The organism is Paenibacillus sp. FSL H7-0737 (assembly GCF_000758545.1).
Taxonomy (GTDB): Bacteria; Bacillota; Bacilli; order Paenibacillales; family Paenibacillaceae; genus Paenibacillus_AQ.
In genome coordinates this window covers 3,558,215-3,570,935 of record NZ_CP009279.1, presented here as the reverse complement: position 1 = coordinate 3,570,935, position 12,721 = coordinate 3,558,215, and the positions used below count along the sequence as shown (strand labels likewise).

The following is a 12,721-nucleotide window of genomic DNA, read 5'->3' as shown; positions in this document are numbered from 1 at the left end:
TACTAACACTGGGGAGAGAAGACATGACTAATCTATTTGATCTAACAGGAAAAACAGCAGTTGCCATTGGTGGGAACAGCGTACTTGGCTCATCTATCGCGGCAGGATTGGCCGAACAAGGCGCTCAAGTTGCAATTGTCGGACGGAATCTAGAGAAAGCGGAAGAAGTAGCAAAGAGCATTGCTAAGAATGGTGGTACAGCAAAAGCATTTCAAGCTAATGTTAGTTCACGTGACTCTCTGCTTCAGGTAGCTTCTGAAATTGAGGAATGGGCTGGAGGATGGGACATCCTGCTGAACGCTCCAGGGAAAAATAGCTCCACACCTTTCTTCGAACTAGAAATGGAAGAGTGGGACGATATTATGGATGTGAATTTAAAAGGCATCGTGCAGACCTGTCAAATCTTTGCCCAAAAAATGATTGAGCAGAATCGGAAAGGCAGCATCATTAACATCTCTTCCGTATCCTCAACAACACCGTTATCCAAAGTGTTCACCTATTCGGTTTCCAAAGCGGCGCTTAACAGTGTTACTCAGTTCTTAGCGCGTGAGTTTGCATTAAATGGCATCCGTGTAAACGCTATCATCCCTGGGTTCTTCCCGGCTGAACAGAATCGCAAAATTCTAAGTCCAGAGCGAATAGACTCCATTATGAAACATACGCCTATGCAGCGTTTTGGAACACCAGAAGAACTTCAAGGTGCTGCGGTATGGCTAGCCTCTGAGAAAGCCTCCAGTTTCGTTACCGGTACATTAATTCGTGTAGATGGCGGATTTGGAAGTATGACGATTTAAAGAGCATCCTGTAAATAGATTCATCAATGGGAGGGATCATAAGTGCTTACAGATAAATATAACAAATTACAATCCATCCTTCGTGAAATGAAATCAGTAGTGGTTGCATTCTCTGGTGGGGTTGATAGCACCTTCTTATTAAAAGTGGCTGTTGATACTTTGGGTCCTGATCATGTACTCGCGGTAACCGCGGATTCAGAAACCTATCCATCAAGTGAACTGGAGGAGGCAAAAGAGCTCGCTGCACTTATAGGTGTTACACATCAGGTAATTGAAACCTCTGAACTCGCAATTCCGGGGTATGCAGAGAACAGTAAAAACCGCTGTTATTTTTGCAAAAGCAGCTTATTCGATCACTTAATCCCTGTACTCGAGGAAAAGAGCTTTAAGAATATCATCTATGGTGTTATTGCAGATGATATGAACGAACATCGTCCAGGGATGCAAGCCGCTAAAGAGAGAGGCGTCCGTGGTCCTCTACTTGAGGCTGAACTGTTCAAAACAGAAATAAGAGAGCTTTCGAAATCATTTAATTTGCCTACATGGGAAAAACCATCGTTCGCCTGTCTGTCTTCAAGAATCGCCTATGGGGAGCGTATTACGAATGAAAAACTGCAGAAGGTAGAAAAAGCCGAGGCTTATTTAAAATCGCTGAAAATACGTCAAGTACGAGTTCGAACCCATCAGGATATTGCAAGAATTGAAGTGGAACCCTTAGATATGGAGATTGTTTTAGCACATCATCATCTTATCGTGCAAGAGCTTCAGAGTTACGGCTATAAATACGTTACGTTGGATCTGTTAGGATATCGGAGCGGCAGTATGAATAAAGCTCTTTCTATATCGTAAGAAGGGAAGGTTAGGCATGTCTAGAGAGCTTGTAATTGGACTTGATATCGGTACGACAAGTGTTAAAGCCTGTGTGTTTACGATTCACGGAAAATTAATTACAGAGGTTGAAGAAATGAATAGCTTCCATTATCCGCAGCAAGGCTGGGCTGAACAAGATGCAATCGAGATTGAACGCTCTGCTGTAAGGGCTATTAGAGAAGCTGTTAGAAAAGCAAAGATCGGTAAAAATGAATTGATTACTATTGGATTCTCAGCGGCCATGCATTCTCTTGTTCTAATAGACGCAGCTGGCATCCCGCTCTCCCCTGCACTCATTTGGGCGGATGGAAGAGGATCTGATCAGGTCCATCAACTGTCAGAATCGATGAAACAACAGATTTACGCGCAAACTGGGACTCCTGTCCATCCGATGACGCCTTTGATTAAGCTGTTATGGATGAAGGAGAATGGTTATGAACCCTATCTAAAAGCTACTTACTTCATGTCCATTAAGGAGTATTTAATTTACAGCTGGTTTGGGGAAAGAATGATCGATTATTCGATGGCTTCTGCAACCGGATTGTTTAACCCGGCAACTCACACATGGGTTCAGGATCTGTTAACGCTGGTTGGCATATCTGATAAACAGCTGTCTAAGATTGTTCCTCCAACTTTTCAATTCAATAAGATTAATCCGGAAATAGCAGAACAGATGGGAATTCAGGCAGAGCTTCCTTTTATGATCGGAGCAGCAGACGGACAGCTGGCTAACTTAGGGATTGGCGCTCTACTTCCAGGGGAAGTTGCTGTTTCAGTAGGGACTAGCGGAGCCATTAGACAATTCACAAGCCACGCAAAGGTTAGTCAGAATCAAGAAACGTTCTGCTATTCTTTTACCGAAGATACTTTTATTATCGGAGGGCCTACGAACAATGGTGGGATTGTCCTTCAATGGTTTAAGGATCTGATTCAAGATCAAGGAAGCTTCGAAGAATTTCTAAGTGAAGCAGAGCGTGTTGAACCTGGTGCGGAGGGACTGCTGTTCCTACCCTATTTAAATGGAGAAAGAGCACCACTGTGGAATCAACAGGCAAAAGGGAATTTCTATGGTGTGGCGATTACGCATAAGAAAGAGCATTTTATCCGTGCTGTGCTGGAAGGAATTACTTTCAATCTCTATCAAATTGGTAGGGCACTAGAGAACATTGCCGGAACCTCCTCAAAAATATATGTGAACGGCGGCTTGGCCAGATCTCCACTTTGGCTGCAGATGATGGCTGATATTTTTGAAGCTGAGATTTATGTTTCAGAGAATCATCACAGTGCTGCGTGGGGCGCTGCTTGGACGGCATTGGTGGGCACGGGTCGCGTGAAGTCTTTTGAAGAAATCAAAGATAATATTCCGATGGGACTGCCTGTCACCCCCAATCAGGAAAGCAGCAAGCGATATAAAGAAATTTATTGTAACTATGAAAAAGTAGCAAAAACCGTAGCTGAATTATTCTGATGACTAGATTTGAACTAAAGAGGTGACGAAATGCTCGAGGACATTTTAAAGCAAGTTCAAGATGGAAAACTTAGTGTGTCAGAGGCACAAGAGCATTTGGCTGCTTTCGAAGAGTTGGGGTTCGCGAAAGTGGATCATCATCGAAAAAAACGTCAAGGATTCCCTGAGATTGTCTATGGTGAAGGTAAAACTTCCGAACAAATCATTGCTATTGTCCAGTCCTTACGTACGCGGAATAATCAGGTACTCGTCACTAGAATTTCTTCGGATAAGGCTGAAGATATTTTAAAGGTAATACCAGATTTGATATATAACGAAATTGCAAGAATTCTATATTGGAAAGCTAATGAAGGTACTGAGGATATCTCTAAAGGCTATATCGCCGTTATTGCTGCAGGCACTTCGGATATTAGGGTAGCTGAAGAGGCTGCTGTTACTGCAGAGGTGCTTGGAAGTACTGTGCATCGTATTTATGATGTCGGAGTCGCCGGTATTCATCGTCTGTTGCATCATGCTGAAGAGATCCAGAATGCAGTTGTATCTGTTGTGGTCGCTGGTATGGAAGGGGCTCTTCCAAGCGTGGTTGGTGGATTAGTTGCTCATCCAGTCATTGCTGTCCCAACGAGCATTGGCTATGGAGCTAGCTTTAATGGTCTATCAGCGCTGCTAACAATGCTGAATTCGTGTGCCTCAGGTATAAGTGTTGTAAATATTGATAACGGGTTCGGTGGAGGGTACGACGCCGCATTAATTCATAAGCTTATTCAAAAGGGGCTGTAAATAATGAAAACATTATATCTGGATTGCTTTTCCGGAATTAGCGGAGATATGTTCATTGGAGCACTTATCGATGCAGGAGCTGATCCCATCCATTTGAGAGAAGAGCTAAGCAAGCTGCATATCGAAGCTGAATACGAACTAAAGTGGGGTAAGATCGTTAAAAATGGCATTACTTGTACCAAGTTTGATGTGCTGTTGCAGAGTGAAGCGAACATAAGTTCTGGTGGTGAAAAAACCGCACTTTTACATGAACATAGCCACACAGATAAGCACGAACATGTACACACGCATGATCATCCTGAACATAGTCACGACCATACCCATACCCATCACCACCATGATCACCGGTCGTATAAAGATATTGTTAAGTTAATTGAATCTGCTGGCTTTTCGGATCAAGTGAAAAATACAGCATTAAAAATTTTCAAGAAAATCGGAGAAGCCGAAGGGCTTATTCATGGAATCCCACTAGAGCAGGTGCATTTTCATGAAGTGGGTGCTGTAGATTCTATTATTGATATTGTTGGAGCGGCCATCCTGATTCATCAAATGGAGATTGAAACCGTCAAGTCATCTCCAGTTCCAGTAGGCAAAGGGAAGATTCGCATTGATCATGGCATTTATCCGGTTCCAGCGCCCGCAACACTTGAAATGCTTAAAGGCATTCCATTGGAGCAATCGAATATCAGTGCAGAACTAACAACACCGACTGGAGCTGCCTTAATTGCGGTGCTCGTTCAGGAGTTTTGTTCCCTTCCATCGATGAACATTCAATCTATTGGATATGGAGCGGGTACCAAGACTTTCTCGGATCAACCCAATGCGTTAAGAGTTATTATTGGGGATTAGCACAAATATGAAAGGAGTAAGTCCATGAAATCTCAACGACCTCCTGATCATGAACATATAGATACAGACATGGTTAAAATGGAAGTGAATCTAGACGATATTCCCGGAGAATGGCTTGGTTATGTTATGGACTTGCTCTTTGAGAACGGGGCAAATGATGTATTTTATACACCTATCTATATGAAGAAAAACAGACCAGGAACACTACTACAGCTCCTTTGTTCTTCTGAAAATGTAAGCGTTATGAAGGAGATTTTATTTGAAGAAACAACAACACTAGGCATTCGTTATTATCCCTTAATTGTACACCGTCTTGAAAGAACGTTTGAATCCGTTGAAACAGAGTGGGGAACCGTGACTATTAAAAAAGGGATATGTGCAGGTGAGGTTGTCCAGTGGGCGCCTGAGTTTGAGGAGTGCAAGCGCATAGCCCTTTTGCATGGCATTCCTTTAAAAAGGGTCTACGATCAAGTACGAAAGTCTAGCTGCATTTGAATGGTAGGAGGAAATTGAATTGGAATTTAGCTTATTGTCTGTGCTGTTTTTCGGATTTATTCTAGGGATCAAGCATTCTATAGAACCTGATCATATTATTGCGGTTTCTACTATGGTAGGCACAAATAAAAAATTATGGCGTTCAACTTTAACTGGAGTATTTTGGGGCATAGGTCATACTAGCACACTTTTTATTGTTGGAATGATTTTAGTGCTGTTAAAAGGTGAATTACCTGAAGTATGGGCGATGTCTTTAGAATTCCTCGTTGGCATCATGTTAGTGTATCTGGGGTTTAAAAGTATGGCGTCTATAAAAAAGTCAAACATTGAACCTCATACTCATGAGAGATCTCCATTAATTAAGATATTCATCATCGGATTCATTCATGGATTAGCTGGTAGTGCGGCGATGGTATTACTTACCCTCACGACGGTCTCCTCAATTTGGGAATGTGCCGTGTATATTTTGATATTTGGATTAGGTACGATTAGTGGCATGCTTATCTTTACGACAATTCTTGGCATTCCTTTTGTTTACAGTAAGAAGAATGTAGTGTTGAACCGCTCATTAACTCAGCTAGCTGGATCTATTAGTTTCATTTTTGGGATTTATTATATGTATAACCTCGGGGTTCGCGAAGGATTATTTCAATTGTGGTTAAATTAGATTCAAATTACGTAAAGTCTAAAGCCTGAGAAATCAGGCTTTTTTTGCATATATCTGTCTAGGACAACTGGGGTCCTACGGAATACAAATATATGGACACCTAAATGCGGAGGTGAAGCATGATGATCATTGAAAATTATACTTTAGCATCGTCCACATCCGATGCCACCCCTTATTACGTGATCAGAGGTGGGCTACCTGGTCCTGTGTTTATGGTGGTGTCCGGCATACACGGGAATGAAACGGCAAGCATTCGTGCGGCGAAAAACATCGTGAATCACTTAAGACAAGGAGAACTATATATTTACCGTGGTACGCTTATTATTGTTCCCCTCATGAATCAAAAAGCTTATCGCAAACGAATTCGGGGCGTGCCCGATTTGAACCGAACGTTTCCGCGTACTCGGAATGGAACTGCCAAACATCCCTTATCCGTAGCCTTGCTTCAATTAGTACGGCGTTATCGCCCCACCTGGTACCTTGATCTCCATGAAGCGAACGGTTTGTCTCAAAGAAATCCGAAACGCCTAGGTCAGTCTATTATTATTAAGCCGGGGAGCCAAGGTACGGTTACGGCAAGACGTATCATAAAAGACATTAATCGTACAATCGCTAATACTTCTTATCATTTTAATATCCGTTTACGAGAGCGCCCCGGGTCGTCACGTGCAGCCGTCTCCCGTATCATAGGAGCGAAGGCATTTACTGTGGAAACCTGCTGGAGTCTTGATCGTGACCTTCGTATTCGCTATCAGATAGACATTGTTAGTCGCTTTTTAAGAAGTGCTGGATTGATGTGATGATGATTAGATACGCTGTATGCCAAGCAAGCTGACCCTTAGTTCATAGGAATCGGCTTGTTTTGTGTGGATTTGAAAGATCATTGACAACAATGAGTATAGTGTATATATTACATATATACATTGAATACACATAAACTAGGAGTGAGGGCACGAGTTCATGAACATATTGATATCCAACACTTCCGGTGAACCCATCTATGCACAGATTGTAAGTCAGATCCGCCAGATGATCCTGCAAGGAGAGTTAGTCTCAGGTACGCCTTTACCTTCTATTCGACTGTTAGCCAAAGAGCTGCAGATTAGCGTAATTACAACAAAAAGAGCTTACGAAGAACTGGAGAGAGAAGGGCTTATCAATTCCATTGTGGGAAAAGGCTCCTTTGTTTCTGGTGCAGATCAGGAGTTTATTCGTGAGCAGCGGCTACGGATCATGGAGAATAAGATGAAGGAGATTATCGACGAGAGTAAAATGTTAGGGATTGATTTTGCTGAGTTCAGTGAGATGTTGAAACTGCTGTATGAGGAGGAGACAGAATGAACGATGTCATTCAATTGAATCAAATATCTAAAAAATATGGCCATTTTAGCCTATGCGAACTTACGTTCGGTATTAAGGAAGGGTATATAACGGGGCTAATTGGACCCAATGGGGCAGGGAAAACAACTTTAATTAAAATGATGATGGGTATGGTACAACCGGACCAAGGAAATATCGAGATTTTTGGCAAAGAAACGTCCATAAAAAATGCAAAGTACAAAGATCGAATTGGGTATGTTTCCGATGAGAATCACTTTTACGAGCAATTAACCATCGATCAGATGAGTAAGATGATTGCTCCCTTTTATAGTCAGTGGGATAAAGAGACTTATAGGAAATACATAGAGATGTTTAAGCTTTCCCCGCGGAAAAAGATTAAGGAGCTCTCCAAAGGGATGAAAATGAAGTATTCGCTCGCCATTGCTTTATCGCACGGTGCAGACCTGCTCATCATGGACGAACCTACTGCAGGTCTTGATCCCATATTCCGAAGAGAACTGCTTGATCTGCTTAGTGAGCATATCCAGGATGAGAAGAAATCTATTCTTTTCTCCACGCATAACACGACTGATTTAGACCGGATAGCGGATTATATTGTTTTTGTGAATGAGGGGAGGTTAGTTTTTAATGAGATGAAAGAATCTCTCCCTAATAAATATATGCTGGTAAAAGGCAACAAGGAGTTGCTTGATCGGGATGTGCGGAAATGGTTCATCGGGCTTAGAGAGACGGAAGTTGGTTTCGAGGGTCTTCTGAACAATCGCTCTGAGTGCGAACGATTCTTTAGAGATCATGCCATATGCGAGACACCTACTCTGGAAGAAATCATGTATTTTACGGTAAAGGGAAACGCTTTGTATGTTTAATCTCTTGCTGTTAATTCGGAAAGACATTATTCTCCTGCGGAATTTCATTCCTTTATTTCTCTTGAGTATTTTGTTTGTTGCATATGTACAATTGGATAGCTCCAGTATGTTTGCTACCTTTCAATCTTTACTACTGCTCGTATACTCCTGTTCAATGGATGCGCAGAATAACAATACAAAGTTTGTTATAGGACTGCCAGTAAGTCGGCAAGAGATTGTTTTGGCTAAATACTTATCACTGATTCCTTATAGTTTCATCGGTTTGGTTTGCTCTTTTGCTTTGTTTCTAATTTCCTTTTCATTTGGATATTCCATTAGCCCAGTGTATTGGATAGGGGTATCTTTAACGTTATTTATGATTCCTTTGACTGCGTCTATTTATCTGCCGATTCATTATTGGCTTGGATACAAAAACTATTACTTCAATATCTTTTTTAATGTAGTTATAACGATAACCACCATAAACGCTGGATCTTCACTCTCACATTCATCAGTTTTCTCAAAAATAACCCATTTAAAGCTGCAAGATCATCTGGTGCAGATAGGTTTGATAGGGATTGTTTATCTATTCATCTTGTACTTCTCATATAAGATTTCACTACGATTGTTTAGCAGGGAAGAGTTATAAGCTAAGGAGGACTTATAGTGTATCATTCATTTTATCTTATTCAAAAAGACTTCATTCTTTTGCGTAAATTTCTGATGCTGCTTATCCCTTTCTTTATTTTTATCGCTTACTCGAACTATCATAGCTTCAGTTTATTTACGGTAATGCCACCCATGCTGTTGTTGATAAGCTCCTGTTCTATGGATACTCAGCAGCTGACGCAACGGTTTCTCGTTAATCTCCCTGTGCGGAGACAAGAGCTTGTCCGTGCCAAATACTTCTCAATCCTTCCGTATGCGCTTGTTGGGCTGGCAGCAACTGCTTTTACCTATCTCCTGATTATCATGACAGGTAAAGAGGTAACCCCTCATTTTTGGCAAGAGGTTGGTATTGCGATATCTATTTTCCCACTCCTCGCTATGCTTTATTTACCGATTCATTACTGGTTAGGGGCTAAAGGAACGCAAGTGGTTAATCTCGTATTTATGATGATTATAATGGTTGGTCCGAACGTGATCGGCAGCTTGCTTCAATGGTTTCCTGACCTAGAGAACTGGCATAGCTCTGGAGTGAAGTCTAACTTTATTCCTTATATCATACTAGGACTCGCTTACGTGTTTTTACTCAGCTGTTCTTATCTCATTTCTTTGCGGATTTTTGAGAAGAAGGATCTCTGATGTTAATAATTTGAGATTTAGATTGAATTCATATACCATTATCACTACAAAGATAAATACTGTAGGGGAAGGGTATACATCTAATGCCTAAAATGATTTATAGTTTTCGTACAAAAATGATTATGCTGCTGATGGCCAGTATGCTAGTATCCGGTGGGATAACCTTTTTAATCTATAAGGCGCTCCAGCGATATTATCACTCTGAGGTGAAATTTGAGAATCCACTAACCAAAGTTCGCTATGTAATAAGAGATATTGGAGATGTGAATACATTTTTAATTATCTTTATACCACTAGCCATTCTATTTTTCTTCTTATTCACTAAGCCGTATGCAAAATACTTCAAAGAAATCTCAAAGGGGATTCATCAACTAGCGTCAGGTGATTTCTCTGAACGAGTAGATATACCCTCCAAAGATGAATTTGGAATGATTGGTCATGATCTCAATCTAGCCATTGAGAATATGCAAGAAGCCATTGAGCGGGGAGACATTGCCGAGAGCAGTAAAGATCAACTCGTGTTGAACCTGGCGCATGATTTACGTACACCCCTAACCTCGGTTATCGGCTATTTGGATTTTATTTTGAAAGACAATCAATTAACCCCTGAACAGACCAGGCATTATACGACGATTGCTTATACTAAATCTCAACGTTTAGAAAAATTGATTGATGAGCTGTTTGAAATTACAAGAATGAATTACGGCAAGCTTAAGCTTGAGAAATCCTCGATTGATCTCAGTGAGCTTCTCTTACAATTAAATGAAGAATTATATCCAGTCTTTGAGAAAAATGGCCTAACCTCCAGATTGGATATGACACAACCTCTGATGATTTACGGTGACGGGGAATTGTTAGCTCGTGTATTTGAGAACCTTCTTACGAATGCGGCCCGATACGGAAACGATGGTCAATTTATTGATATTCACGGTTACTTGGACGCTAACGAGGTAGTCGTTGAAGTAATTAACTATGGGAATTGTATTGAGCCGGAAGAGCTGCCACGAATTTTTGATATGTTTTACACGGGTGATCGTGCACGAACACATCCAACAGGAAGTACGGGACTTGGCTTGTTTATTACTAAAAATATAGTAGAGCAGCATAATGGAACCGTATCTGCGCAAAGCAGTGTGGTGCGGACAATCTTTGAAGTGAGACTCCCGAGAAACAGTAATTGAAGACCATTTCCATATGATGAAGTACCAACCTAAAGAGGATTCGTTGGTGGGTGATATCTAAAAATCGTCCACCTTTGAAATCCTCTTAAAAACATGATATAATTAGCATGCTAATTAATTTGTAAGGTGGTTCGGGGGAAAAAGCTGTGATTGAAGATGAGATAAGAGAACTACTGGATAGAATTTCAGCGGAAATGCGTAGAGATTATGCAGCATTGCTTAGAGAATTTAATCTTCATGTGGGCCAAGAACAGTTATTATGCCGGTTATGGAGATCAGATGGAATGACACAGATCCAGTTAAGCGAAAGTCTGAATTGTGAGCCTCCAACTATTACGAATATGGTGAAATCACTTGAGAGTCATGGGTTTGTTGTTCGAAAAAGAGATCCTGAAGATGGCAGAGTAAGCCGAGTGTATCTAACTCCAGCCGGACGTAATCTTTGTGAACCTGTGGAACGTATATGGAATAAGCAATTGGATAAATTATTAACAGGAATTTTACCCGAAGAACGTTTATTATTAAGAAGGCTTATGAAACAGATGGTTGTAAATTTATTAGCAAGCTAATCAAAACTTAGAAAAGAGGAACATAGATGATTACCAGTTTGACTCGTATTAATGAACTAGCCAGGAAAGAACGTGAAGAAGGTCTGACAAAAAGTGAATGGGTGGAACAGATCGCTTTGCGTGAAGATTATCTGCGTGAAATTCGTGGACAAGTTCGTAACAGTCTATCGGGAGTAACGATTGTAGATCCTGAGGGAAATGATGTTACGCCTGAAAAAATTCGTTTATCGCGTAAAGAAACTTTGAACTAATATTTAGCTAATGAAGTGAATTTACACCTTTAGAATATCGTTGAATGGTCTTATGGGCTAATCAGCGAATATCTAAAGGTGTTTTTTTATGATATCAAATGGACGAAAGTGAAATCATATTTATAAAAGTTATCTTAACGGAAGCTTAATTTGATTTCGTTAGCTGATGCTGAAAGTTAAGGTTCACTTAAACTTGTGTTTCACAGGATCTAAGACTGGATTGTTAGAATGAAATGGACAGAAGAGAAGATATAAATATGTGGGGAGCGGGAATTACATGATGAAAAAGACATTTTTCTTTTTACTGAAAGCAATAGGAGTTATAGTCATAGCCATAGCGCTTTTTCTAGCCATTGTTTTTACTGTTAATGTGATCTGCAACAAAATCGAGAAAGGAAAAATTGAACCCTATGGTCAGCTTGTACCTGTAGATGGAAAAAAAATGAACGTCACGATTCAAGGAAATGGTGAAGAGTCGGTAGTATTATTACCAGGATATGGAACTGCAGCGCCGGGTATTGATTTTAAGCCGCTTGTAGACGAGTTATCTCCATTTTACAAAGTGGTTGTGATTGAGCCATTTGGCTATGGATTAAGTGATATCACGGAAAAAGAACGAAGTACTGAAAATATAGTGAGTGAGTTACATGAAAGTTTACAACAATTAAATATAGACCGTTATATTCTGATGGGACACTCCATATCCGGAATTTATGCTCTAGACTATGTGAACAAATACAAAAACGAAGTTAGTGCATTCGTAGGGATCGACAGCAGTGTTCCGGCACAAGGAGCCGGCGATGAACTTCCAACAGCAGCCTTAAAATCACTTAAACAATCAGGTTTCTACAGATTGCTGGTTAAACTCTCGCCTGATCAAATCATTGCACCCGATGTTGATGCTAAAACGAAAGAGCAAAATAGAATGCTTTCGCTTAAAAACATGATGAATCCAAATATCATCAGCGAAGCAGATCATTTCTCAAGCAACTTCAAAGCCGCAGAAAACTTAAAGTTCCCTAAAGAACTTCCCGTGATGTTCTTCTTAGTAAAAGATAATTCGGATGTTGAGGGCTGGGCAGCTTTACATGAAGAACAGATCAAAGATTCCTTGCATGGGAAGATGATGATGTTTGAAGGCGATCATTATTTACACCATACTAAATCGAAAGAAATCGTGGAGAATTTCAGAAGCTTCATGAGTGAAATAAAATAAGAGTGAATAAGAAAACGTCGAACGATTCATATAGTGAATCATTCGGCGTTTTTTTATGGATTAAAGTACGATTCACCAGCGTGATTCTAA

14 protein-coding genes and 1 pseudogene are annotated in these 12,721 nt (G+C 40.6%); all 15 read left to right on the top strand.

The features are described from left to right. The first annotated feature begins 23 nt into the window (after positions 1-23). Positions 24-794: an SDR family oxidoreductase gene (locus H70737_RS15340; protein WP_042188520.1), complete on the top strand. Its 771-nt coding sequence runs from the start codon at positions 24-26 to the stop codon at positions 792-794. Between the two features lie 42 nt (positions 795-836). Then, on the top strand, positions 837-1,643 hold the full coding sequence (gene larE / locus H70737_RS15335; RefSeq protein ID WP_042188518.1) for an ATP-dependent sacrificial sulfur transferase LarE: 807 nt from the start codon (positions 837-839) through the stop codon (positions 1,641-1,643). Between the two features lie 16 nt (positions 1,644-1,659). After that, on the top strand, positions 1,660-3,132 hold the full coding sequence (locus tag H70737_RS15330) for a gluconokinase (RefSeq protein ID WP_042188516.1): 1,473 nt from the start codon (positions 1,660-1,662) through the stop codon (positions 3,130-3,132). Between the two features lie 30 nt (positions 3,133-3,162). Next, positions 3,163-3,912 (top strand): nickel pincer cofactor biosynthesis protein LarB, encoded by a 750-nt coding sequence (larB, locus tag H70737_RS15325; RefSeq protein ID WP_042188514.1) that lies wholly within the window; start codon positions 3,163-3,165, stop codon positions 3,910-3,912. Between the two features lie 3 nt (positions 3,913-3,915). Further along, positions 3,916-5,256, top strand: a pseudogene (gene larC / locus H70737_RS31250) (nickel pincer cofactor biosynthesis protein LarC). A 19-nt stretch (positions 5,257-5,275) separates the two neighbouring features. Beyond that, complete coding sequence (locus tag H70737_RS15310; protein ID WP_042188508.1) at positions 5,276-5,923, top strand: HupE/UreJ family protein; 648 nt, start codon at positions 5,276-5,278, stop codon at positions 5,921-5,923. Positions 5,924-6,045: 122 nt separating this feature from the next. Further along, on the top strand, positions 6,046-6,723 hold the full coding sequence (locus H70737_RS15305) for a M14 family metallopeptidase (RefSeq protein ID WP_042193970.1): 678 nt from the start codon (positions 6,046-6,048) through the stop codon (positions 6,721-6,723). Between the two features lie 160 nt (positions 6,724-6,883). After that, a complete protein-coding gene (locus H70737_RS15300; RefSeq protein ID WP_042188506.1) occupies positions 6,884-7,264 on the top strand; it encodes a GntR family transcriptional regulator in 381 nt (126 codons plus the stop codon). Then, on the top strand, positions 7,261-8,130 hold the full coding sequence (locus tag H70737_RS15295; RefSeq protein ID WP_042188504.1) for an ABC transporter ATP-binding protein: 870 nt from the start codon (positions 7,261-7,263) through the stop codon (positions 8,128-8,130). The genes H70737_RS15300 and H70737_RS15295 overlap by 4 nt, the downstream gene beginning before the upstream one ends. Beyond that, positions 8,123-8,758 (top strand): ABC-2 transporter permease, encoded by a 636-nt coding sequence (locus H70737_RS15290; protein WP_042188502.1) that lies wholly within the window; start codon positions 8,123-8,125, stop codon positions 8,756-8,758. The genes H70737_RS15295 and H70737_RS15290 overlap by 8 nt, the downstream gene beginning before the upstream one ends. A gap of 17 nt (positions 8,759-8,775) precedes the next feature. Beyond that, positions 8,776-9,414 (top strand): ABC-2 transporter permease, encoded by a 639-nt coding sequence (locus tag H70737_RS15285; protein ID WP_042188500.1) that lies wholly within the window; start codon positions 8,776-8,778, stop codon positions 9,412-9,414. A gap of 83 nt (positions 9,415-9,497) precedes the next feature. Continuing rightward, positions 9,498-10,595 (top strand): HAMP domain-containing sensor histidine kinase, encoded by a 1,098-nt coding sequence (locus tag H70737_RS15280; protein WP_042188498.1) that lies wholly within the window; start codon positions 9,498-9,500, stop codon positions 10,593-10,595. A gap of 146 nt (positions 10,596-10,741) precedes the next feature. Beyond that, entirely contained in the window at positions 10,742-11,164 is a 423-nt protein-coding gene (locus tag H70737_RS15275) for a MarR family winged helix-turn-helix transcriptional regulator (RefSeq protein WP_231573276.1), read from the top strand. A 26-nt stretch (positions 11,165-11,190) separates the two neighbouring features. After that, positions 11,191-11,415 (top strand): DUF896 domain-containing protein, encoded by a 225-nt coding sequence (locus H70737_RS15270; RefSeq protein WP_042188496.1) that lies wholly within the window; start codon positions 11,191-11,193, stop codon positions 11,413-11,415. Between the two features lie 277 nt (positions 11,416-11,692). Then, positions 11,693-12,631: an alpha/beta fold hydrolase gene (locus H70737_RS15265; RefSeq protein WP_042188494.1), complete on the top strand. Its 939-nt coding sequence runs from the start codon at positions 11,693-11,695 to the stop codon at positions 12,629-12,631. Positions 12,632-12,721 lie beyond the last annotated feature (90 nt).